This is a genomic window from Achromobacter sp. (assembly GCF_050285565.1).
In the GTDB taxonomy this organism is placed as follows: domain Bacteria; phylum Pseudomonadota; class Gammaproteobacteria; order Burkholderiales; family Burkholderiaceae_B; genus Achromobacter.
In genome coordinates this window covers 45,172-67,854 of sequence record NZ_JBLZXG010000012.1, presented here as the reverse complement: position 1 = coordinate 67,854, position 22,683 = coordinate 45,172, and the positions used below count along the sequence as shown (strand labels likewise).

Annotated in this window: 26 protein-coding genes; 17 read left to right on the top strand and 9 right to left on the bottom strand. The window is 68.7% G+C overall.

Annotated features, from left to right (window positions below):
- Positions 1-18 precede the first annotated feature (18 nt).
- From phnE to phnC, 3 genes are all read right to left on the bottom strand, one after another.
- The gene (gene phnE, locus ACN6O8_RS22965; RefSeq protein ID WP_427993290.1) at positions 19-813 is read right to left on the bottom strand and encodes a phosphonate ABC transporter, permease protein PhnE; all 795 of its coding nucleotides are present in this window, start codon (positions 811-813) and stop codon (positions 19-21) included.
- A 71-nt stretch (positions 814-884) separates the two neighbouring features.
- On the bottom strand, positions 885-1,865 hold the full coding sequence (gene phnD / locus ACN6O8_RS22960) for a phosphonate ABC transporter substrate-binding protein (protein WP_427993289.1): 981 nt from the start codon (positions 1,863-1,865) through the stop codon (positions 885-887).
- Between the two features lie 29 nt (positions 1,866-1,894).
- The gene (gene phnC / locus ACN6O8_RS22955; protein WP_427993288.1) at positions 1,895-2,737 is read right to left on the bottom strand and encodes a phosphonate ABC transporter ATP-binding protein; all 843 of its coding nucleotides are present in this window, start codon (positions 2,735-2,737) and stop codon (positions 1,895-1,897) included.
- A gap of 197 nt (positions 2,738-2,934) precedes the next feature.
- Between phnC and ACN6O8_RS22950 the strand changes: the two genes are divergently transcribed.
- From ACN6O8_RS22950 to ACN6O8_RS22930, 5 genes are all read left to right on the top strand, one after another.
- A complete protein-coding gene (locus ACN6O8_RS22950) occupies positions 2,935-3,366 on the top strand; it encodes a GFA family protein (protein ID WP_427993287.1) in 432 nt (143 codons plus the stop codon).
- Positions 3,367-3,445: 79 nt separating this feature from the next.
- Positions 3,446-3,811 carry an ArsR/SmtB family transcription factor gene (locus tag ACN6O8_RS22945; RefSeq protein WP_427993286.1) on the top strand — a complete coding sequence of 122 codons (366 nt, stop codon included), beginning with the start codon at positions 3,446-3,448 and terminating at the stop codon, positions 3,809-3,811.
- Positions 3,804-4,343: an SRPBCC family protein gene (locus ACN6O8_RS22940; protein ID WP_427993285.1), complete on the top strand. Its 540-nt coding sequence runs from the start codon at positions 3,804-3,806 to the stop codon at positions 4,341-4,343. Before ACN6O8_RS22945 ends, ACN6O8_RS22940 begins: the two co-directional genes overlap by 8 nt.
- Before the next feature lie 612 nt (positions 4,344-4,955).
- The gene (infA, locus tag ACN6O8_RS22935) at positions 4,956-5,222 is read left to right on the top strand and encodes a translation initiation factor IF-1 (RefSeq protein WP_427993284.1); all 267 of its coding nucleotides are present in this window, start codon (positions 4,956-4,958) and stop codon (positions 5,220-5,222) included.
- Positions 5,223-5,380: 158 nt separating this feature from the next.
- Positions 5,381-5,701, top strand: a complete 321-nt coding sequence (locus ACN6O8_RS22930; protein WP_427993283.1) for a hypothetical protein — start codon at positions 5,381-5,383, stop codon at positions 5,699-5,701.
- A 34-nt stretch (positions 5,702-5,735) separates the two neighbouring features.
- Here the strand turns inward: ACN6O8_RS22930 and ACN6O8_RS22925 are convergent, their stop codons facing one another.
- The 3 genes from ACN6O8_RS22925 to mog are packed head-to-tail and all read right to left on the bottom strand — an operon-like array spanning position 5,736 to position 7,654.
- Entirely contained in the window at positions 5,736-6,587 is an 852-nt protein-coding gene (locus ACN6O8_RS22925; RefSeq protein WP_427993398.1) for a peptidoglycan DD-metalloendopeptidase family protein, read from the bottom strand.
- 32 nt (positions 6,588-6,619) lie between these two features.
- Positions 6,620-6,967 (bottom strand): hypothetical protein, encoded by a 348-nt coding sequence (locus tag ACN6O8_RS22920; protein WP_427993282.1) that lies wholly within the window; start codon positions 6,965-6,967, stop codon positions 6,620-6,622.
- A 39-nt stretch (positions 6,968-7,006) separates the two neighbouring features.
- On the bottom strand, positions 7,007-7,654 hold the full coding sequence (mog, locus tag ACN6O8_RS22915; protein ID WP_427993281.1) for a molybdopterin adenylyltransferase: 648 nt from the start codon (positions 7,652-7,654) through the stop codon (positions 7,007-7,009).
- A gap of 200 nt (positions 7,655-7,854) precedes the next feature.
- On the opposite strand from mog, the gene ACN6O8_RS22910 reads away from it, so the two are divergent.
- From ACN6O8_RS22910 to ACN6O8_RS22895, 4 genes are all read left to right on the top strand, one after another.
- The gene (locus ACN6O8_RS22910; RefSeq protein WP_427993280.1) at positions 7,855-8,979 is read left to right on the top strand and encodes a D-alanyl-lipoteichoic acid biosynthesis protein DltD; all 1,125 of its coding nucleotides are present in this window, start codon (positions 7,855-7,857) and stop codon (positions 8,977-8,979) included.
- Between the two features lie 44 nt (positions 8,980-9,023).
- Complete coding sequence (locus ACN6O8_RS22905; RefSeq protein ID WP_427993279.1) at positions 9,024-9,149, top strand: hypothetical protein; 126 nt, start codon at positions 9,024-9,026, stop codon at positions 9,147-9,149.
- Between the two features lie 124 nt (positions 9,150-9,273).
- A complete protein-coding gene (locus ACN6O8_RS22900; protein ID WP_427993278.1) occupies positions 9,274-10,749 on the top strand; it encodes an inorganic phosphate transporter in 1,476 nt (491 codons plus the stop codon).
- 99 nt (positions 10,750-10,848) lie between these two features.
- On the top strand, positions 10,849-11,496 hold the full coding sequence (locus ACN6O8_RS22895) for a DsbA family protein (protein WP_427993277.1): 648 nt from the start codon (positions 10,849-10,851) through the stop codon (positions 11,494-11,496).
- A 152-nt stretch (positions 11,497-11,648) separates the two neighbouring features.
- On the opposite strand, the gene ACN6O8_RS22890 is transcribed toward ACN6O8_RS22895, so the two are convergent.
- A complete protein-coding gene (locus tag ACN6O8_RS22890; protein WP_427993276.1) occupies positions 11,649-11,963 on the bottom strand; it encodes a chaperone modulator CbpM in 315 nt (104 codons plus the stop codon).
- Between the two features lies 1 nt (position 11,964).
- Complete coding sequence (locus ACN6O8_RS22885) at positions 11,965-12,912, bottom strand: DnaJ C-terminal domain-containing protein (RefSeq protein ID WP_427993397.1); 948 nt, start codon at positions 12,910-12,912, stop codon at positions 11,965-11,967.
- Positions 12,913-13,102: 190 nt separating this feature from the next.
- Between ACN6O8_RS22885 and ACN6O8_RS22880 the strand changes: the two genes are divergently transcribed.
- From ACN6O8_RS22880 to fabI, 8 genes are all read left to right on the top strand, one after another.
- Positions 13,103-13,588, top strand: a complete 486-nt coding sequence (locus ACN6O8_RS22880; protein ID WP_427993396.1) for an N-acetyltransferase family protein — start codon at positions 13,103-13,105, stop codon at positions 13,586-13,588.
- Between the two features lie 57 nt (positions 13,589-13,645).
- A complete protein-coding gene (locus tag ACN6O8_RS22875) occupies positions 13,646-13,975 on the top strand; it encodes a DHCW motif cupin fold protein (protein WP_427993275.1) in 330 nt (109 codons plus the stop codon).
- A gap of 166 nt (positions 13,976-14,141) precedes the next feature.
- Positions 14,142-14,777: a glutathione transferase gene (gene yfcF, locus ACN6O8_RS22870; RefSeq protein WP_427993274.1), complete on the top strand. Its 636-nt coding sequence runs from the start codon at positions 14,142-14,144 to the stop codon at positions 14,775-14,777.
- Between the two features lie 19 nt (positions 14,778-14,796).
- Positions 14,797-15,237, top strand: coding sequence for a VOC family protein (locus tag ACN6O8_RS22865; RefSeq protein WP_427993273.1), 441 nt, complete (start codon positions 14,797-14,799; stop codon positions 15,235-15,237).
- A 145-nt stretch (positions 15,238-15,382) separates the two neighbouring features.
- Positions 15,383-17,800 (top strand): DUF3141 domain-containing protein, encoded by a 2,418-nt coding sequence (locus tag ACN6O8_RS22860; protein WP_427993272.1) that lies wholly within the window; start codon positions 15,383-15,385, stop codon positions 17,798-17,800.
- On the top strand, positions 17,797-18,741 hold the full coding sequence (locus ACN6O8_RS22855; protein ID WP_427993271.1) for a phosphate acetyltransferase: 945 nt from the start codon (positions 17,797-17,799) through the stop codon (positions 18,739-18,741). Before ACN6O8_RS22860 ends, ACN6O8_RS22855 begins: the two co-directional genes overlap by 4 nt.
- A 54-nt stretch (positions 18,742-18,795) precedes the next feature.
- The gene (locus tag ACN6O8_RS22850) at positions 18,796-19,980 is read left to right on the top strand and encodes an acetate/propionate family kinase (RefSeq protein ID WP_427993270.1); all 1,185 of its coding nucleotides are present in this window, start codon (positions 18,796-18,798) and stop codon (positions 19,978-19,980) included.
- Positions 19,977-20,750, top strand: coding sequence for an enoyl-ACP reductase FabI (gene fabI, locus ACN6O8_RS22845; RefSeq protein ID WP_427993269.1), 774 nt, complete (start codon positions 19,977-19,979; stop codon positions 20,748-20,750). The genes ACN6O8_RS22850 and fabI overlap by 4 nt, the downstream gene beginning before the upstream one ends.
- A gap of 58 nt (positions 20,751-20,808) precedes the next feature.
- Here the strand turns inward: fabI and ACN6O8_RS22840 are convergent, their stop codons facing one another.
- Positions 20,809-22,500: a SulP family inorganic anion transporter gene (locus ACN6O8_RS22840; protein ID WP_427993268.1), complete on the bottom strand. Its 1,692-nt coding sequence runs from the start codon at positions 22,498-22,500 to the stop codon at positions 20,809-20,811.
- Positions 22,501-22,683: the final 183 nt, after the last annotated feature.

The following is a 22,683-nucleotide window of genomic DNA, read 5'->3' as shown; positions in this document are numbered from 1 at the left end:
GCACGCCGCGCCCCGCGCTCAGATCAAGGCGCGGCGAATGCGGGCCGACGCCATATCGATCACGACCACGAAGCCGACGATGATGATCATCACCGCGCAGGTTTCCGCATAACGGAAGCTGCGGATGATCTCCCACAACACCGTGCCGATGCCGCCGGCGCCGACGATGCCGACCACCGAGGCCGAGCGCACGTTCGACTCGAAGCGGTACAGCGAATACGAAATCCACAGCGGCAGCACCTGCGGGATCACGCCATAGACGATCTCCTCGAGCGCATTGGCGCCGGTGGCGCGCACGCCTTCCACCGGGCGCGGGTCGATCGCTTCGACCGCCTCGGAGAACAGCTTGGCCAGCACGCCGGTGGTGTGCACCCACAGCGCCAGCACGCCGGCGAAGGGCCCCAGGCCCACCGCCACGATGAACAGCATGGCAAACACCATTTCATTGATGGCGCGGCAAGCGTCCATCAGGCGCCGCATTGGCTGGTAGACCCAGGCCGGCACCATGTTCGACGAGCACAGCAGCCCCAGCGGCACCGCCACCACGATCGCCAGGAACGTACCCCAGACCGCGATCTGCACCGTCACGATCATCTCGTCCAGGTACATGCGCCAGTCGCGGAAATTGGGCGGAAAGAAGTCGGCGGCGAAGCGGGCCATGTTGCCCGAGTCCCGCAGCAGATCCAGCGGCCGCATGTCGGCGCCGCGCCAGGACATCACCAGCAGCGCCAGCACGAAGGCCCATACGAGCAGAACCGGCAGCGACGAGCGCGGCGCGGCGGGAGAACGGGAAGAAGGCACGGCCAGGGACATGGGAATTCCGGAGTGGAAAAATCGGATGAACACGCGCCGGCGCCCGGCGGGCAGGCGCCGGCGCGGCACCGTTACTGCTTGGCGCCAGGCTGGCCCAGGCTGGCCAGCCTGGCGTCCAGCTCGGCCAACTGCTTCTGCTTCTCGGCCTGGCCAATGGTGGCATCGGCTTCGATCTTGGCCTTCTCGCGCGCCAGCTCGATCTGGCGGATCGGCACCAACTGCTGGTTGTCCGAGGCGCGGAAGCCCTGGTAGGTCAGCGCCTTCAGGTTGGCCAGTTCGCGCGCGGCGTCCTTGCCCTTGCCGTAGTTGACGAAGAAGTCGCGGATCCTGGCCTTCAGGTCGGCCGGCAGGTCGCTGCGCATGACCAGCGGATCGGCCGGAATCAGCGGCGACTTCCACAGGATGCGCACGCTGTCATTGGCGTCCTTGCCTGTGCTCAGGCGATAGCGTTCCAGCGCCTCGGTGTTGTTGACGGCGACGTCGACCTGCTTGTTGATCACCGACAGCAGGTTGGTCTCGTGGTTGCTGACGCGCACGGCCTTGAAGAAGGTCTTCGGCTCGATCTTGTTGGCGGCCCACAGGTAATAGCCCGGCACGGCGGTGCCCGAGGTCGAGTTGGGATCACCGGCGCCATAGGTCAATTGGCCGCGGCGCTTGAGCACGTCGTCCAGGGTCTTCAGATCGCTGTCCTTGTTGACGATCAGCAGCGACCAGTAGCCCGGGTTGCCGTCCTTGTCGATCACCGAGGCGAACACTTCGCCGCCGGCGCGATCCACCGCCTCGATGGCCGACTTGTTGCCATACCAGGCCAGTTGCACCTTGTTGAAGCGCATGCCTTCGATGATGCCGGCGTAGTCGGAGGCGAAGAACGGCTTGACCGGCACGCCGATGGCGCGGCTCAGGTCGTCGATGACGGGCTGCCAGACCGACTTCAGGTTGGTCGACGACTCCGTCGAGATGATGCCGAAGTTCAGCGGCTTGGCGTCTTGCGCCTGGGCGTGCGTGGACAGGGCAGCGGCGGCGATCAGGGCGAGAAAGGTTCTGCGTAGCATGGAAAGCTCCGGGTAGGAAACAGGTGTCGTCAGGCCGCGCAGGCCTGGCGGGCAAGCGGCGCCAGGCCCGGCATGGGCAGGACCGGCTGCGCGTATTCGGGCAACAATTCGCTCAATTCCGAGCCGTACAGATCGCGCAGCATGGCCGGCGTCAGGTCGGCCGAAGGGCCGTCGTAGACCACCTTGCCATGGCGCAGCGCCACCACCCGCGGGCAGTAACGCAGGGCCACCTCGACCTGGTGCAGCGACACCACCACGGCCACCTTGCGGCTGCGGTTGATCTGCGCCAGCGTGTCCATCACGCGGCGCGACGATTCCGGATCGAGCGAGGCGATCGGCTCGTCGGCCAGGATCACGCGGGCGTTCTGCACCAGCGTGCGGGCGATCGCGGCGCGCTGCTGCTGGCCGCCGGACAGCGTCGAGGCGCGCTGAAATGCGTAGTCGTCTATACCAACCTGGGCAAGCGCGTCGAGCCCCTGGCGCACTTCGGCCCGCAGGAACACGCGCGCCAGGCTGCGCCACAGCGGCACCCGCGGCAGCAGGCCGGTCAGCACGTTGGTGATCACCGGCAGGCGGCCCACCAGGTTGAATTGCTGGAACACGAAACCGATGCCGGCGCGGGCCGCGCGCACATTGCGCGACAGGCGGCCGTGGCGCTGGATCAGGTGGCCATTGACGCTGACGCTGCCGTGCCCGGCATCGCCGGCCACGAAGCCGGCCAGGTGGCGCAGCAAGGTCGACTTGCCCGAGCCCGAGGCCCCCAGCAGCGCCACCATCTCGCCGTCGGCCACGCGCAGGTCGACGTTGTCCAGCGCCAGCGCGCCGGGATGGAAGGACTTGCTCAGCCCCTGTACTTCGATGGCGTAGGTCATCGGTCAATCCCCCAGGAATGGTTCATTCGCGCATTCTGTTTTGGCGGCATGACAGCGCGATGACCCGGCAATCGAATCCGTTGGCGGAAAATAGGGGCATGGCAACCGACTGAAAAACATCCGTCACATACGGCCGCGCCACCGTCGCGGGCCGCGGGTATATTCGAACCATCCCCTCTTTCCAACAGGCGGTCATCATGCTCAACGGTTCCTGCCTTTGCGGCCGCGTTGCCTATCAGGTCAGCGGCCCGCTTACCGACGCCCTCAATTGCCATTGCGCCATGTGCCGCAAGTCGCACGGCGCCGCGTTCCGCAGCCGCGCCACCGTGCAGGCCACGGACTTCGCCTGGATCAAGGGGGAAAACCACGTCACCTGGTACTGCTCGTCGCCGGGCAACTACCGCGGCTTCTGCGAAGCCTGCGGCACGCCGCTGCTCAGCCGCTTCGACCAGACGCCCGACATCTACGGCCTGCCCCTGGGCGCCCTGGACGACGACCCCGGCGTCAAACCCGGCGCGCACTGCCACGTGGCGAACAAGGCCCCCTGGTTCGACATCACCGACGGCCTGCCGCGCTACCGCGAGGGTTACCCGGACGCCGGAAACGCCTTGCCGCACGCGGTCACCTGAGGCGGCCGCCTAGCGCGGTTACATAAAAATTCAACCATGCGGTTGAATAAAGACGGGCGAAGGGCCTATATTCAACCCCATGGTTGAATCTTTGCCTTCCCCGTCCCTCGATGCCGTGTTTCGCGCGCTGGCCGACCCCACGCGCCGCGAGATGCTGCACCGCCTGGCTGGCGCAGACCAGACCATCGGCGAACTGGCCGCGCCCCTGCGCATGAGTTTCGCTGGCGCCTCCAAGCACGTGCAGGCGCTGGAACGGGCCGGCCTGCTGCGGCGCACCGTCAAGGGCCGCAGCCACGTGTGCAGCCTCAATCCGGCCCCGATGGCCGATGCCATGCAATGGCTGCGATTCTATGAACATTTCTGGTCGGGCCGCCTGGACGCGCTTGCTGCCGCGCTGGCCGCCCATGCGCCCCCGGCCCGCCCCCCAGGAGAGCAACATGAGTGATCACGCTGTCGTCACCAGCCCCACGTCCCTTTGTTTCACCCGCATCCTGCCCGGCAGCGTGGAACGGGTGTGGGCCTTCCTGACCGAATCCGACAAGCGGGGCCAGTGGCTGGCGGGCGGCGACATGGAACTGCGCGAGGGCGGAGGCGTCACGCTGCGCTTCGTGCACGCCGATCTTTCCTCGGTGGCCGAACCCACGCCCGAACCGTACCGGCCTTACGAGAACGGCGTCACCACCCATGGCGTCATCACCCGCTGCGAGCCGCCGCGGCTGCTGGCGTTCACCTGGGGCGGCTCGCAGGGCGAACCATCCGAGGTCACATTCGAACTGTCGCCGGAGGGGAACGACACGCGGCTGGTGCTGACCCATCGCAAGCTGGCCTCGCGCGCCGACATGATCGACGTGGCCGGCGGCTGGCACACGCACCTGGGAGTGCTGGCGGCGCGTCTGGCCGGCCGCGCGCCCGGCCCGTTCTGGTCGGCGCTGTTGCGCTGGGAAGCCGACTACCAGGCGCGCATCCCGGCGCGTTAGCGCTGCCACCCGGGGCGCGCGCCACGTCCTCTGCGCGGGCGAGGCGGCGTGGCCCCGCCCAGGGCGAGGGCGCGGCGCAGTCGTTCACCAGCAACTATCACGCCGTCCTGGCGCATAAAAACTGGCTAATCATTGCGCTTTGCAGTAACATAAGTGCGTGATTTTTCCGCAAAAACCGGGCTTTGTTCCCAGCATTGAGTGCCAACCCACGGTGGCAGTCTGAGTACCGCCCCCGCAGTCGTGGGTCATGTCGGACTTACGCCCGCCATGCCTGTAGCGTGGCAACCGGTTTTCTTGGGTGAACCCTGCCCCCGCCCCGCGGCGCATTGCGCACCGCCCGGCGTTGCAGCAGACACTCCAACCGCTTCTTCCGGCGACGCGCCACAAGCGCCAAGCCGCGACCAAGCTGCGCATCACGCGCACACAGCCCTCGCGGCGCGAGTATCCGTCATTTCAGACATCCAATCGGGATGCCGTGGCCCCTACCCGCGCTTGCCCGGACGTTTTACGTTCAACCGCTGGACCTGGCTAACAGAGTCCGACGCGCACGCCATCCCCGGGTGGCGCGCCATGCCGACGGCATGGCGGCGCGTATTGATCAAGGAGTAGAAAATGGCTAAAGAAGAACTCATCGAACTGGACGGCATCGTTGACGAAGTGCTGCCCGATAGCCGCTACCGCGTCACCCTGGACAACGGCATCGAAGTGGGCGCCTACGCCTCCGGCCGCATCCGCAAGCACCGCATCCGCATCCTGGCCGGTGACCGCGTCACGCTGGAAATGTCACCGTACGACCTGACCAAGGGCCGCATCAACTTCCGCCACAAGGACGAGCGCGGCCCCGCCCCCAGCCGTCCCCAGCACCACCACCGCCGCTGAAGCGCGGGGCCGGCGCCCGCCGGCCCTCCGCCCCGCTCGCGCGCCACGCGGCCTTAAACCCGCCCGCGCGCTGCCGTAGTAATGCGCAAGACCCCGGTTCATGAAAGAATGGCGCTGCGCCCGGCGCCCGGCCCGGCGGCAACGCATGACGCAGCAAGATGGATCTGACACAGGAACTGAAAGACGCCGCCGACCAGCTTTCCCTGACGCGAAGACGCTTCGCCAAGGGAGAAGAAGGCTTGCGCCTGCTGCATCAATCGCGCGAGGCGTTCATCAACAGCCTGCGCAATACCGGCCTGACCTACGCCGAAGCCAAAACCAAGTACGACAACTGCCTGGACGAGCAGGAAATCCAGTTGCACGACATGTTGGAACAGATGCGCTACGCCGAGCGCATGCACCAGTACATCCTGCATCGCATCGCCATGCAGCAAGCGCAGGACGCCGCCGCGGCGCGGCCCCAGGCCGCCACCGCCTGAGGCGGCGCCTGCCTCGCCGGGCTCGGCCGCGCCGTCAGGGCTTGAACGCGCCGATGAAGATGGCGGGATCGACACGCGCGTCGTTCAGGCTGACGTTCCAGTGCAGGTGCGGACCGGTGGCCCGGCCGGTGGCCCCGACCTTGCCGACCACCCCGCCCCGGGCAACGCTGTCGCCCACCTTCACATCGATCGCCGACATGTGGCAGAACATGCTCACGAAGCCCTGGCCATGATCCAGGAAAACGGTCTTGCCGTTGAAGAAATAGTCCCCCACCAGCGACACCACGCCCGCGGCCGGCGCCTTGATCGGCGTGCCGGCCGGCACGGCGAAATCCAGGCCCGAGTGCGGATTGCGCTCTTCGCCGTTGAAAAAGCGGCGCAACCCGAACGGGCTGGACAGGCGGCCGCCGCTGACGGGGCGATCCAACAACAGGTTGCTGGGCGTGACGCCGGCGCGATAGGCCCGGTTGGCGGCGCTCTGCTCGGCCATTTCGCGCTCGATGCGCCGCATGTCGTCGGGATCGGGATTGACCTGGCGCGGGTTCTTCAGCGTGATGTGCTGCGCCACGTATTCCTTGGCGCGCACGGTGAACGGCAACGGGCGCGTACCGGCAGCGTCGCGCACGAAGACTTCCTGCGGACCGGGCTTGACCGCCAGCGGGATGCCGACCACGGCGATCCATTGCTTGCCGTCCTCGCGCACCACCAGCACCCGACGGTCGCGGTAAGTGACCTCGGGCGCCGCCGCGGCATCGCCCAGCGCCAGCACGGCGACGCCGCCCGGCACCGGCGCGTTCAGCTTGCGGCTGATGAAGCCGCCGGCCGGCGCGGCGGGCGCCTGCCTGGCGCGGGCCGGCAGGGCCAGACACACGGCCGCCGCGGCCAGGCCCAGCCGCAGCATGTCGCGGCGCTGCGGCATCATTGTTGCAGGCACAGGTTGGCCGGTTCGATCAGGCTCTGGTCGCGCCGCGCGATACGGGTCGACAGGCGGGCCTCGGTCTTGCCCTTCCAGGTGGTGGTGGTCAGCACCGCCTCGACGCCCAGGCTGTCCGACTGGATCAGCTCGAAGCCGTTGCGCACCGGCTTGCGCTCGAAATTCACGTTCAGGCTTTTCCAGGCGTCGGCCACGCAATTGGTGTAGTCCTCGGCCGTACGGTGGGTCGAGCCGTAGAACACCGGATCGCGGTCGCGGACGTCTTTGACGTTGGCGCAGGCCGACACGGCAAGCACGGCGGCGGTAAGGGACAAGGCGGTACGGGCCTTCATATCAGGACTCTCTGGCGATGAATGGAAAGAGGCGGCCAACTATACCGCAGCGTCCGGCGACGGTTGCGGCCGGCGCGCCGACTTGGGGCGGAACGCGGCAATGACCTCGGGGCGGGTCTCGGCATAGGGCCCGCCGATCAGGTCGATGCAATAGGGAATGGCGGCGAAAATGCCCGGCACCAGCACCGAACCATCGTCGGCGCGCAGGCCTTCGAGGGTTTCGCGGATCGCCTTGGGCTGGCCCGGCAGGTTGACGATCAGCGCGGCGTGCGCCGGCCGCTCGCGGATGACGGCGACCTGCCGCGACAGGATCGCCGTGGGCACGAAGCGCAGGCTGATCTGGCGCATCTGCTCGCCAAAGCCGGGCATTTCCTTGGTGCCCACCGCCAGCGTGGCCTCGGGCGTGACGTCGCGCCGCGCCGGGCCGGTGCCGCCGGTGGTCAGGACCAGATCGCAGCCGCAGGTGTCGACCAGTTCGATGAGGGTCTCGGAAATGCGCGCCGCCTCGTCGGGAATCAACCGGTCCACTGCCTGCCACGGCGAGGCCAGCGCCCCGCCCAGCCATTCGCGCAGGGCGGGCAGGCCCTGATCCTGGTAGGCGCCGGCCGAGGCGCGGTCGGAGATCGACACCAGGCCGATGATCAGTTCGTCGGGGTGGCGGCGGGCGATGCGGGCGGGAGAGGTCATGGCAGGCGGAAGTAAAGAGGTCGGACAGGGGATGCTAGCGCATTCTCCCCCGCCGGCGTGGCGGCCGCCGGGCCGGCGCCCTGTGGCAAAAAGGGGAAACCCCGGGTTTGCGCGCTTGTCTCGGTCATGGCGGCTGGATAACATCCGCTCACATTGTTCTCTTCCACCCCGACCCGCGCGCCGCGCCTTACTGGTTTCTCATGTTCACACGCACCCTCGGGCAGCATGCGCTGGCGGCGGCGCTGGCCTTGGCGGTCGCGCTGGCCGCGGGCTGGGGCGCCTGGCATGCGCTGGCCCTGCGCACCGGCCCGGTGCCGGATGCCGCCAACGGCGTCTATATCCATAACCTTGGCAACACCCTGCAGGATCAGACCCGCAACCTGTCGCGCCTGAGCCAGGCGCTGCGCACCGGCGACCGGCTGGTGGTGCTGGGTTCGTCGGAACTGACCAGCACCGATCTGCGCTTCGTGCCCTACCGCTTCCTGGCCGACGAGTTGCGCATGCCGGTCATGGCCTATGGCCATTCGGGTTTCCAGTCGCTCGGCATGCAATTGGTGCTGGCGGCGCTGGCCGAAGACCTGTCGCCGGCCTCGCGCGTGGTGGTCATGGTCTCGCCCGGCTGGTTCGATGGCGACGGCGGCCTGGGGCCGGACGAATTCCGCGAACACGCCAATCCCCTGCTGCCGCGCCTGGTGCGCCAGCCCGAAGGCCGCGAGCAGTTGACGCGCTGGCTGCGCGACAAGGGCGACGCCCGGGTGGCGTGGTCGATGGCGGCCGAACAGGCTTATGTCTTTCGCCAGCGGCTGGTCGACTTGTGGACCCCGGCCCATGCCGCGCCCGCGCCCGAGGCCCAAGCCGTGGGCCCGGCGGCCGCGGCGCGGGTGGTCGACTGGGAAGGTCTGGCGCGCGAGGCGCAGGAGGCCGAGCAGGCGCAGATGACGCGCAACCGCTATGCCGTGCGCAACGAGTTCTTCGACAAGTACCTGCAGGCGGTGCCGGCCGGCGGCAAGACCGCTTTCCTGCCGCAACCGCTGACCGGCAAGGACGAATTGCGCGAACTGGAGACGCTGATGCGGCTGCTGCACCACCACGGCGTCAACGCGCTGTTCGTGATGCAGCCGCTGCACCCGCTGGTATTCAAGGATCTGGACCGCTTCACCCCGATCCAACGCCAGGTGGACGCGCTGTGCGCGCGCTACGCCATGGCCTGCATGAACATGTACGACGCGCCCTACGAAATCGGCACCCTGCGCGACGTGCAGCACCTGGGCGAGCTGGGCTGGCTGCGGGTCAACCAGCGCATCGCCGAGGTCTTCCGCCCATGAAGCCGCCCACCCCACCCGCCGAACCCCGCCAAGGACGCCGCGTGATGAAAAAAACCCTGTGGCTGTGCCTGCTCTACCTGGGACTGCTGGCGGTCATGCTGATCCAGGCCGATACCTCGGCCAACCTGGGCAAGCCACTGGAAATCGAGTTCCAGTACCAGAAGTTCTAGCGGCGCGGCGGTACGGCCGCGCGGGACGGGGCGCGACCGGGCCGAGAAATTTGCCGCACGCAACCGGGGACAGGTCACAAATCTGTAATAATCTGGGCTCGCCGGAACCTCTCCCCGCCCCCCAATGTCCACCCTCTTCCACGGCCTAGATCTCTGGGTCGGCCTCAGCCTCGTCCTGGCCCTGACATTCGTCCTGGCCTTCGAATTCATCAACGGTTTCCACGACACGGCCAATGCCGTCGCCACGGTCATCTACACCAAGGCCATGCCACCGCACCTGGCGGTGGTGCTGTCGGGCATCTTCAACTTCCTCGGCGTGCTGCTGGGCGGCGTGGGCGTGGCCTATGCCATCGTCCACCTGCTGCCGGTCGAACTGCTGATCAACGTCGATACCGGACGCGGGCTGGCCATGGTGTTCGCCATGCTGGCCGCGGCCATCGCCTGGAACCTGGGCACGTGGTATTTCGGCATCCCGGCCTCCAGCTCGCACACCCTGATCGGCTCGATTCTGGGCGTAGGCCTGGCCAACGCGCTGATCACCGACCTGCCGCTGGCCGACGGCGTGAACTGGGGCAAGGCGATCGACATCGGCGCCTCGCTGGTGGTGTCGCCGGTGGCCGGTTTCCTGGTGGCCGGCGGCCTGCTGCTGGCGCTCAAGCGCTGGCTGCCGCTGTCCAAGATGCACAAGACGCCTGAGCAGCGCCGCGCCATCGACAATAAAAAGCATCCGCCGTTCTGGAACCGCCTGGTGCTGGTGCTGTCGGCCATGGGCGTGAGCTTCGTGCACGGCTCGAACGACGGCCAGAAGGGCATCGGCCTGATCATGCTGGTGCTGATCGGCATCGTGCCGGCCAACTTCGTGCTGGACACCAACAGCACCACCTACCAGATCGAACGCACGCGTGACGCCGCAGCCCACCTGAGCGCGTTCTACCAGCGCAACCAAGCCATGCTGGGCGACTTCCTGGCGCTCAAGCGCGCCGGCTCGGCCTCGGACCTGCCGCGCAACTTCCGCTGCGATCCGCAACTGACCCTGCCCACCATCGACGCGCTGCAGGCCGACCTGCGCGGCGTCAGCAACTACGCCGACCTGCCCGCGGCCAAGCGCATCGACGTGCGCCGCTACCTGCTGTGCCTGGACGACACGGCCAAGAAGGTGGCGCGCATCGAGGGCCTGCCGGCGCGCGAGCGCACCGACCTGCAGCGCCTGCGCGCCGACCTGACCGCCACTACCGAATACGCGCCCTTCTGGGTGATCGTGGCGGTGGCGCTGGCGCTGGGCGCCGGCACCATGGTCGGCTGGCGCCGCGTGGTGCTGACGGTGGGCGAGAAAATCGGCAAGCAGGGCATGACCTACGCCCAGGGCATGTCGGCGCAATTGACGGCGGTCGGCGCCATCGGCCTGGCCAACGTATTCAGCCTGCCGGTGTCCACCACCCACGTGCTGTCCTCCGGCGTGGCCGGCACCATGGTCGCCAACAAGAGCGGCCTGCAGGGCGGCACCGTGCGCAACATCCTGCTGGCCTGGATCCTGACCCTGCCGGCCTCGATGCTGCTGGCGGCCGGCCTGTTCTGGATCGGCGTGCAGATCGCGGGCTGACCCCCCCGTCGGCCGCGCGCCGCATCTGCCCGGCCGGCGCAACACAGTGGCTACCGCGCCGGGCTATCGCCGGCGCGCACGCGCCCCTACCATGGCGCCATGGCGACCTCTTCCCCCATCCTGCATTACATCTACGACCCGCTCTGCGGCTGGTGCTACGGCGCCGCGCCGCTGGTGCAGGCCGCCCGCGGCATCGACGGCCTGGCCCTTGCGCTGCACGGCGGCGGCATGATGACCGGCGGCAACCGCCAGCCGGTCACCGAGGCCTTGCGCCGCTATGTCATGCCGCATGACGAACGCATCGCCGGCCTGACCGGCCAGGTGTTCGGCCCGGATTATTTCGACGGTCTGCTGCGCGACAGCGGCGCGGTGTTCGATTCGGCCCCGCCCACCACCGCCATCCTGGCGGCACAGTCGTTGGAGCGCCGCGGCCTGGATCTGCTGCAGCGGCTGCAATGCGCCCATTACATCGAGGGCCGGCGTATCGCCGACCCGGCCGAACTACGGCGCCAGGCCGAGCAGATCGGGCTGGACGGCGCGGCCTTCCAGTCCGCCTACGCCGCCGCCGAAGGCGCGGCCACCGAACGCCACATTGCCGAGAGCCGCGCCCTGCTCGGGCGCGTGCGCGGTTCGGGCTTTCCGACGCTGGCGCTGGAACGGGACGGCGTCTGTGAGCTGCTGGAACCGGCCCGCTTCCTGGGGCGCCCGTCGCAATGGCAGGCGGATCTGCGCGCGCGCCTGACGTGATCAGCCCTGCTGGCGCGCCGCCTTGAAGGCGCGTTCGGTCATGGCCGGCTCGAATACGCCGGTGGAATAGGCCACAGCCAGGTCAGGCATGGGCCGCCTCGCCGATCACCCACCACCGGGCCCAGGCGGGGCCACCGTGACAGGCCCGCGCCCTATTCCTCGGCGCCCAGCGCGCGCAACTGCGCCTTCAGGCGGCGCACCTCCTGGCTCAGGTCCAGGATCAGCGCCACGGCATCCAGGCCGGCGCCGAAATCACGCTCCAGGCGGCGCGCGTGCAACGCGCGTTGCAGATCCATGCTGTAGAAACGCCACTCGGCCGGGCGCGGGCCGCTGGCCGCGACGATACCGACCTCGACCAGTTGCGCAACCCAGTCCACCTCGGCGCCGCAGGCGCGGGCCAGATCGTCGGCGCTGAGCGGCTGCGACTTGCCCACCACGGTGGCGCTGCTGATGACGATTTTCTTCATGTCAGACCCCCAGGTGGCGGCGCGGGTTGAACGGCAGGTCTTGCTGCAGCTTGCGGTAGGCCTGTCTGGCCGCCTCGCTGTCGGCCGGCGGCAACGCCAGTTCGAGCACCAGGTACAGATCGCCGGGCGGGTCGCCCGGGATGCCGCGGCCGCGCAGCCGCAGCTTGCGGCCGTTGCCGGAGCCGGCCGGCACCGCGACCTCGACCGTGCCGCCCGGCGTAGGCGCGTTGACCTTGGCGCCAAGTGCCGCTTCCCAGGGCGCCACCGGCAGCGTCATGTACAGGTCGCGGCCTTCGACGCGGTAACGGGGGTGCGGCTTGAAGCGCACCTCCAGGTACAGGTCGCCGTTTTCGCCGCCGCCATAGCCCGGCATGCCCTGCCCGGACAGGCGGATGAACTGGCCTTCGCGCACCCCGGGCGGGATCCGCACGCTGAGTGTGCGGGTCTGCATCTGCGGACGGCCCTGCTCGTCGACCTTCATGGAACGCAGGCTGATGTCGCGGGTGGCGCCTTGCAGCGCGTCTTCGAGGTCGACCTCGATCGCCGCGTGATGGTCGTCGCCGCGGGCGCGGAACTCCTGTTCGTGTGCGCGGCCCGGACCGCGGCGGCCGCGGCCGCCGAACAGCGACGAAAAGAACTCGCTGAACTGGGCTTCTTCGCCCGAGGCCGGGCCGCGATGGAACTCGAAGCCCTCGTCCCAACCCGGCGGCGGCTGAAAGCCCCCGCCCGGCGACACGCCGGCGGCGAGATTGTCATAGGCCTCGCGCTTTTCCTTGTCGCGCAGCACGTCGTAGGCTTCGTTGACGTCGCGCATGCGCGCCTCGGCGTCGCTTTCCTTGCTGACGTCGGGGTGGTATTTACGGGCGAGCTTGCGGTAGGAGCGGCGAATTTCGTCTTCGGTGGCGCCGCGCTCCACACCAAGAATGCTGTAGTAGTCCTTGAACTCCATTTTCCAGCCCATGGTAAGGGTTGCAGCCAAAGGCGGCTCGCGCCGGATTCGGCCCTGATTGGAAAGACGATAGGGGTTACAGGGCGATTTTTCAATGCGTTTCGTCAGTCGCGCCGCTTCGAGCATAATGGACGGTTGCATCGCCCGCCGCCGGGCGCGGCGAGCCATCGCCAACGAACAGGAACCGATCGTGCTGGAAATCATCGACGTCGACTTCAACAACCCGGAACACGGCCAGCAGGTGCTGGCCATGCTCAACGAGTACGCCAGCGGCCCCATGGGCGGCAATACGCCCTTGCCCGAGTACACGCGGCGCAACCTGATCGCGGAACTGGCAAAACGGCCGACGGCGCGCGCGCTGCTGGCCCGGGTCGATGGCGCGGCGGCCGGCGTGGCCATCTACCTCGAAGGCTTTTCGACCTTCGCCTGCCGGCCGCTGCTGAACCTGCACGACCTGGCCGTGTCGCCGCGCTTCCAGGGCCAGGGCGTGGGCAAGCAATTGCTGGCCGCGCTGGAAGACCGCGCCCGCCGCTTGGGCTGCTGCAAGATCACGCTGGAAGTGCTGGAAGGCAACGATGTGGCGCAGGGCCTGTACCGCAAACTGGGCTATGAAGGCTATTCGCTGGACGAGGACACTGGCCGCGCCATGTTCTGGCAAAAGAAACTGGCCGCCTGAGTCTTGCATGGTTTTCGCGGCGCGCGGGGCGCGCCGCCCCCAAGGGAAAATATCAGCATGAAAATGAGCAACATCCCCTTCGGCACCACCGACTGGGCCGAAATCGAAGCCACCGAGCACCCCGGCGACACCGGCATGGCCTACTGGCGCACCCTCCAGTTCGGCGACCTGCGCGTGCGCATGGTCGAATACACGCCCGGCTACCTGGCGGATCACTGGTGCAGCAAGGGCCACATCCTGTTGTGCCTGGAAGGCGAGCTGCATACCGAGCTGGAAGACGGCCGCACCTTCGTGCTGACGCCCGGCATGAGCTACCAGGTGGCCGACCAGGCCGAACCGCACCGCTCGTCCACCGCCGTCGGCGCCAAACTGTTCATCGTCGACTGACGCGCCGGCGCGACACGCGAAATTTCAGTTGCGTTACGCTTTGCGCTACGCACCCCTTTTTCATCGCCGAGCCGCCTCACGATGAAGTCGCCCCTCTCGGGGGGCGGCACGCCGAAAGCGCAGCCTGAGGGGAGGCTTTTTTTCAACCGCCGGACCGGAGATGCACTTGGGCGCCCCGTTTACGCTGTACGTCGATTCCCAGTTCCTCAGCCCCTACGCCATGTCGGCCTATGTGGCGCTGGCCGAGAAACAACTGCCCTTCGAGGTGCGCCTGATCGATCTGGACGCGGGCGAACAGCGTATGCAGCCGTACCAATGCCGCGCCCTGACCGCGCGCGTGCCGGCCCTGACCCACGGCGACTTCAACCTGACCGAATCCACCGCCATCGCGGAATACCTGGAAGACCTGTACCCGGCGCCGGCCAGCACCGCCCTGTACCCGGTCCCGCCGCGCGAGCGCGCGCGCGCGCGCCAACTGCAGGCCTGGCTGCGCAGCGACCTGGCCGCCCTGCGCCAGGAACGCCCCACCGAAGCGGTGTTCTACGGCGATGCCGGCCAGCCGCTGTCGGATGCCGGCCATGCGGCCGCGGCCAAGCTGATCCACGTGGCCGGGGCCCTGATCGGCGCCGGCCAGACCCGCCTGTTCGAGGCCTGGAGCATCGCCGACCTGGACCTGGCGGTGGCGCTGCGGCGCCTGTGGCAGGACGGCCTGCCCGATCCGCTGCGCGACTATGTCGAATCCCAGTGGCAGCGGCCCTCGATCCGCCAATGGCGGGAACACAACGCGGCGGCCCGCGCCTGATCGCCGCGCCGGCGCCGCCATGCAGTTGCTGGATCACGTCTCCATCAGCGTCGCCGGACTGGACACCGCCCGGCCGTTCTATGACGCCGTCATGGCCGCCCTGGGCGCGGCCAAGGTCTACGATCATGCCGACGCGCTGGGCTACGGCGAACGTTGCGGTCCCGGTGACAGCGGCCATACGTACCTGAGCGTGCAGGCCGATCCGGCGGCAGCGCCGACGGCGCCGGCGCGCCGCCACTGGTGCTTCAAGGCCGCCAGCCGGGCCGCCGTGGACGCGTTCCACGCGGCCGGACTGGCCCACGGCGGACGCGACGCGGGCGCGCCGGGCCCGCGGCCGCACTACCATCCGCATTACTACGCCGCCTTCCTGTCGGATCCGTCCGGCAACCGTATCGAAGCCGTCTGCCACGACGCGCCCTGCAGCCCCAGGGCGCGGCCGCAATCAAGCAGGGACGGATAGTTCCGGGCATTTGACCTGCATCAACCGTCCCCATGTTGCGATGCAACATCCATTCAGGTGTAATGGGAGGTCAAGTCAGCTGGTTCCACTTGCGGAACCGGGCCGGTAGCAACCCGCTGCCGGGTGCTACCTACAGGAGATCGCCATGGCCGGATCCGGCACCGATCGCATCGCAGCGCCGTCCTTCAACCCCTGGACGGCCGCCTATGAATATGCCGTGGATGCCTGGCAGCGCGGCGTGCTGTACGCCGACGTGATGCGTCAACGCGGCAACCAGTATCACGACCACATGGCCAAGCGGGCCCCCAACGTGCTCAGCATGGAGTACGAGCTGGTGCTGGACGGCCGCGAACTGCCGCGCCCGGTCAACTACGGCCTGCTGCGCATCAAGCCGCCGGAGGGCGTGACGGTCGACCCGATCAAGCGGCCCTTCCTGGTGGTCGATCCGCGCGCCGGGCACGGCCCCGGCATCGGCGGCTTCAAGCCCGAAAGCGAGATCGGCGTGGCGGTGCGCGCCGGCCACCCCTGCTATTTCGCCACCTTCCTGCCGCAGCCCGTGCCGACCCAGACCGTCGAGGACGTGATGCGGGCCGAGGCGCACTTCCTGGAACAGATCATCGCGCGCCACCCCGATGCCGAAGGCAAGCCGGTGGTGGTGGCCAATTGCCAGGCTGGCTGGCAGATCATGATGACCGCCGCGATGCGTCCCGACCTGTTCGGCCCCATCATCATCGCCGGCGCGCCGCTGTCCTACTGGGCCGGCTGGCGCGGCATGAACCCGATGCGCTACGCTGGCGGCCTGCTCGGCGGCAGCTGGCTCACCGCGCTGACCAGCGACCTGGGAGACGGCAAGTTCGACGGCGCCTGGCTGGTGCAGAACTTCGAGAACCTCAATCCCGCCAACACGCTCTGGTCCAAGCAGTACAACCTGTACGCCAAGGTCGACACCGAAGCCGGCCGCTACCTGAGCTTCGAGAAATGGTGGGGCGGCCATGTCTTCCTGAACGGGCCGGAAATCCAGTACATCGTCGACAACCTGTTCGTCGGCAACCGCCTGTCGACCGCCGGGCTGGTGACGTCCGACGGCATCCGCATCGACCTGCGCAACATCCGCTCGCCGATCGTGGTGTTCTGCTCCAAGGGCGACAACATCACCCCGCCGCCGCAGGCGCTGGGCTGGATTCCCGACCTGTACCAGGACGACACCGAGGTGCTGGCGCACGACCAGACCATCGTCTACGCCGTGCACGAGAGCATCGGCCACCTGGGCATCTTCGTGTCCGGCAGCGTGGCGCGCAAGGAACACCAGGAATTCACCTCCAACATCGACATGATCGATGTGCTGCCGCCGGGCATCTACCAGGCCGAGATCACCGACAAGACGCCGGATACGCCCAACGCCGACCTGGCCTACGGCAACTACGTGCTGTCGTTCGCGCAGCGCACCATGCAAGACGTGCGCGCCATCGTCGAGCGCAAGGAAGACGACGACCGCCGCTTTGCCGCCGTGGCCCGCATCTCCGACATCAACCTGGGCCTGTACCGCAGTTTCCTGCAGCCCTGGGTGCGCGCCCTGGTGACGCCGCAATCGGCCGAATGGAGCCAGCGCCTGCACCCGCTGCGCCTGCCCTACGAACTGGTGTCCGACCGCAACCCGCTGATCGCGCCGATCGCGCAGGTGGCCGAACAGGTGCGCGAACACCGCCAGCCGGTGTCGCCGGACAACCCGTTCCTGCTGGCCCAGGAAATGTTCTCCTCGCTGATCGAAACCAGCCTGAACATCTACCAGGAACTGCGCGACTCGGCCGACGAGCGCACCTTCATGAGCGTCTACGGCTCGCCGCTGGTGCAGGACCTGGCCGGCCTGGGCGGCAAGGACGGCCAGCCGCGCCGCCACCCTGGCGTGTCGCCGGAACACCGCCGCTTCATGCAGGAGCGCGCCGCCGAGCTGCGTTCGCTGCTGCAGGAAGGCGGCCTGCGCGTGGCCGCGATCCGCATGCTGCTGTACGTGGCCGGCGCCGAGGGCGGCCTGGACGAGCGCAGCTTCGCGCTGATCCGCAAGATGCGCGCCGAGGCCGGCAACGCCATGACGCTGCAGGAATTCAAGGACATCACCCGCGATCAGGCCATGATGATGCGGCTCGATTCGGCCGCGGTGCTGCAGACCATGCCGACGCTGCTGGAAGGCTCGTCGCCGGCCGCCATCCGCGAGGCGCTCGAGAGCATGAAGCACGTGCTGGAAGCCGCCGAGCCGCTGAGCCCGGCCGCGCGCGCCAGCCTGGCCGAAATGGAGCAGATCTTCGAAACCGCCGCGCGCCGCGCGCAAGCGCAGAAACCGGCGTCCGCCGCGCGCCGGGCGGCGCGTGCCGCCAGCCCCAGCCTGGAGCCTTCGGCGCCACCGCGGCCTGCCGCCCGCAAAGCGGCCCCGGCGCGACGCGGCGCCAAGGTCTCGGCCGCCGCCAAGTCCACGCCGCAGGCCGCCGTCAAGGCCGCCGCCCGCAACAACGAAGCCGCGCCCGCGCGCGTCCGCAAACCCGCCACCGCCAAGGCCAAACCGGAATGAGCCTGCCCACCTCCACGCACTACGACAAGCTCATCGCGCGCGCGCAGACCCTGGCGCCCGCGTTCTGCGCCATCGCCCATCCCTGCGACGAGCCGTCACTATCGGCCGCGCTGGAAGCGCGCGACCTGGGCCTGCTGCGCCCGATCCTGGTGGGCCCGGAACAGAAGATCCGCGACACGGCCGCGCAATACAAGCTGAATCTGGGTGACGCCCGCATCGTCGACGCGCCGCACAGCCACGCCGCGGCCGAGACCGCCGTCGCCCTGGTGCGCGGCGGCCAGGCCGCGCTGCTGATGAAAGGCAGCCTGCACACCGACGAGCTGATGCACGAGGTAGTGGCCCGCACCACCGGCCTGCGCAGCGGCCGGCGCATCAGCCATGTCTTCATCATGGAAGTGCCGACCTACCCCGAGCCGCTGTTCATCACCGACGCGGCCATCAACATCTTCCCGGACCTCGAAACCAAGGCCGACATCATCCGCAACGTGATCGACCTGCACCACGGCCTGGGCCTGGGCGAGCCGCGCGTGGCGATCCTGTCGGCGGTGGAACAGGTCACGCCCAGGATCCCCAGCACCATCGAGGCCGCCGCCTTGTGCAAGATGGCCGATCGCGGCCAGATCGTCGGCGGCGTGCTCGATGGCCCGCTGGCGCTGGACAACGCCATCAGCCCCGAGGCCGCCCGCATCAAGGGCATCCGTTCGCTGGTGGCGGGCGTGGCGCAGGTGCTGGTGGTGCCCGACCTGGAAGCCGGCAACATGCTGGCCAAGAACCTGACCTTCCTGGCCAATGCCGAGGCCGCCGGCATCGTGCTGGGCGCGCGCGTGCCGATCATCCTGACCAGCCGCGCCGACAGCCCCCGTTCGCGACTGGCGTCGTGCGCGGTGGCGGCGATCTACGCGCACCATCTGGCGACGCAGCAGGCGCGCCCACTGGCCTGAAGCGGCGGGGCCGCGGCCCCGCCTTGTCCGTTGTATCAAGAAGCGATCGACTCCATGTCCGACACCATTCTCGTCATCAACGCCGGCAGTTCCAGCATCAAGTTCTACCTGTACGACATCGACGACAAGCAGGGGTTGGCGCCGCGCCTGGGCGGCCAGCTCGAAGGCATCGGCACCAGCCATCCGCGCCTGCGGGTGCGCGATGCCGCCGGCCAGACGCTGGTGGAGCGTGACATCGCGCCCAGCCATGCGCCCGACGTGCCCAACGGCCAGGAAGTGGTCGGCACCTGGCTCAGCGGCCATCTGGGCGGCGCGCCGCTGGCCGTGGGCCACCGCGTGGTGCACGGCGGTCCCGACCTGTCCGAGCCGGTGCTGATCGATGACGCCATCCTCGCCAGGCTGGATACCTTCACGCCGCTGGCGCCGCTGCACCAGCCCAACAACCTGGCGCCGATCCGCGTGATCCGCGAGCGGCGCCCCTGGATTCCGCAGGTGGCGTGCTTCGACACCGCCTTCCACCGCAGTCATTCCGACGTGGCCGACCGCTACGCCCTGCCGGAAAGCCTGTACCAGCAGGGCGTGCGGCGCTATGGTTTCCATGGTCTGTCGTACGAGTACATCGCGCAGCGGCTGCGCCAGGCCCTGCCCGAGATCGCCATGGGCAGGATCATCGCCGCGCACCTGGGCTCGGGCGTCTCGGCCTGCGCCATGCACCAGGGCAAGAGCGTCGACAGCACCATGGGTTTCACCGCGCTGGAGGGCCTGCCCATGGGCACGCGGCCGGGCCGCCTGGATGCCGGCGTGGTGCTGTGGATGATGGAACAGGGCATGTCGCACGACGACATCGAACACATGCTGTACCACGACTGCGGCATGAAGGGCCTGTCGGGCATCAGCAACGACATGCGCGAGCTGCTGGCCAGCGATGCGCCGTCGGCCAAGCTGGCGCTGAAGTACTTCGCCTGGCGCGTGGCCGAGGGCATGATCGGGCTGGGCTGCGCCATGAATGGCATCGACGGCATCGTCTTCACCGCCGGCGTCGGCGAGAACTCGGCCGAGATCCGCCAGGCCATCAGCGAGCACTGGGGCTGGCTCGGCATCAAGCTCGACCCGGCGCGCAACGCGCATCACGGACCGCGCATTTCCAGCGACGACAGCCGCATCGGCGTGTACGTGGTGCGCACCAACGAAGAGCTGATCATCGCCCAGCACACGCTGGCCCTGGTGAAACAACGATGAGCGCCGCCCTGCCTCTTGCCGGCAAGCGCGGCCTGGTCACCGGCATCGCCAACGCCGACTCCATCGCCTGGGGCTGCGCCAAGGCGTTCCGCGCGATGGGCGCGGAACTGGCCGTGACCTACCTGAACGACAAGGCGCGCCCGCACGTCGAGCCGCTGGCGCGGCAGGTCCAGGCGCCGCTGCTGCTGCCGCTGGATCTGTTGCGCGAAGGCGAACTCGAGGCCGTGTTCGAGCGCATCACCGCGCAATGGGGCGGGCTGGACTTCGTGCTGCATTCCATCGCCTACGCCCCGCGCGAAGACCTGCACGGCCGCGTCACCGACTGCTCGCGCAGCGGCTTTCTCACGGCCATGGATGTGTCGTGCTGGTCGTTCATCCGCATGGCCAAGCTGGCCGAGCCCCTGATGCCGGCGGGCGGCACCCTGTTCTGCATGAGCTACTACGGTTCGCAGATGGTGGTGGAGCACTACAACATGATGGGCCCGGTGAAGGCCGCGCTGGAATCGGCCACCCGCTACCTGGCGGCCGAACTCGGCCCGCGGGGCATCCGCGTGCACGCCATTTCCCCCGGACCACTCAAGACCCGCGCCGCCTCGGGCATCGCCGAGTTCGATGCGCTGCTCGACCGCGCCCAGGCCAAGGCGCCGGCGCGCAGCCTGGTGTCGATCGACGATGTCGGCGAAGCCACCGCCTGGCTCGCCACCGACGCCGCCCGCCGCATGACCGGGCAGACGCTGTACATCGACGGCGGCTACCACATCATCGATTGAAAAGCCGCGGCGGCCACGCGCCGGCCACATGCGGGGCCCGCGCCGCCCGCCGACCGCGCTACGCCAGCGTGGCCGGCGCCGGGCCCTGGCGCCAGCGCTCGATGGCCTCGACCGCCTGCTCGGGCGTGGGGAAGATCTTGTCGCGGCCGATGCGCTCGGCCAGGCCGGAGCGCTCCAGCGCCATGCGGAACTGGCCATGGCCGCCGGCCACCAGCAGCACCATGCCACGATCGCGCAACTCGCGCCGCAGCTCGTACAGCGCCTCGATCGCATCGGCGTCGGCTTGCGTCATGGCCTCGGCATCGAGCACGAACCAGGTGGCATCGCCGGCCTGCGCGATGATCTCGCGCGCGCGCCGCCGGAATGCGTCGGCGTTGAAGAACCATACCGAGGATTCGAACAGCCAGATCACCGTGCCCGGCACCGGCCGCGCCTGGGGATTCAGGTGCATCTTGCCCAACACCGACTCGCCCGGCAGGCGGCCCAGCAGCGCGTCGCGAGGATTGCCCGACACGTACATGGCATACAGCAGGGTCGCGCCCACCGACACCGCCACGCCCTGCAGCACGCCGAAACCCACCACGCCCACCGCCGCCAGGATGCCGAAGGCCAGCTCGATACGCGAGATGCGCGCCAGCCGCAAGAAAGCCTGGCCATCGAACAGGCTGGCCGCCGCCAGCAGCAGGATCGCGGACAGCACCGCCTGCGGCAGCCAATAGAGTGGCGCGCTCAGCAAGCCCACCACCACCGCCAGCGCCACCGCCGCGCTCACGCCCACCAACGGCGACGAGCCGCCGGCCGCCAGGCCCACGGCCGTGCGCGAGTCGGCGCCCGTGACCACGAAGCCTTGGAACAGCCCGGCAGCCACGTTGGCCGCGCCGAAGCCGACCAGCTCGCGGTTCGGATCGACGTGCTCGCCGGTGCGCGCGGCAAAACTGCGCGCGGTCACGATGCCGCTGGAAAAACTCACCACCAACACTCCCGCCGCGCCCAGCAGAATGTCGTCCACGCCTTCCAGGCGCACCGGCAGGCGCAAGGCCGGCAAGCCCGCCGGCACCTCGCCTACCACGGCGATGCCGAGACTGGGAAAATCGAACAACCACGACAGCAGACAGGCGCCCACCACCAGCAGGATCGGCCCGGGCCAGCTTGGCCGCCAACGCTTGATCGCCACCAGCAACAGACACGAGGCCAGGCCCAGGCAGAGGGTCGGGATGCGGATCTCGGACACGCGCCGCGACAGTTCCAGGAACGGATGCACCAGGCCGCTGTTGCGCAGCCCAACCCCGGTCAGGCCGCTCAATTGCGACAACGCCAGGGTCACGGCCACGCCCGCCATGTAGCCGATCAGCACCGGCCGCGACAGCAGGTTGGCCAGCACGCCCAGGCGCAGCAGCCGCGCGATCAGGCAGCCCACGCCCACCGTCAGCGCGATGGCGGTGGCCGCCATCAGGCGATCCTCGGGCGTGGTCAGCGCCATGCCGGTCAAGGTGGCCGCGATCAGCGTGCAGGTGGCCGTGTCCGGCCCCACGATCAGCGTGCGCGAGGAACCGAACAGCGCGTAACCCAGCATGCCCGCGATCGCCGCCCACAGCCCTGCCACCGGGGGCACCCCCATCATCGCGGCATACGCCAGTCCCACCGGCAGCGCCACCGCGGCCACGCTCAGGCCCGCGGCGATGTCGCGGCCGGCGGACGCCCGCGTCATGCCTCGCAGGTTGTTCAGGCCGGGAAGGAATCGTAGGTTCATGGTGCTGCGGGCAGGCGAAACGGGAACAGGAAATCCGCGCGGGGCGGGCGAGCGCCAAGCCTACACCAGTCCGCGTCGCCGATCGCGGTGGCGGATCAAGCGGCATGCGCCCACGCCTCGACACTTCATTCCGAAAAGGAATGTATTTTCTTAAATATTTATCCCTTTTTATCAAGTTGGGGA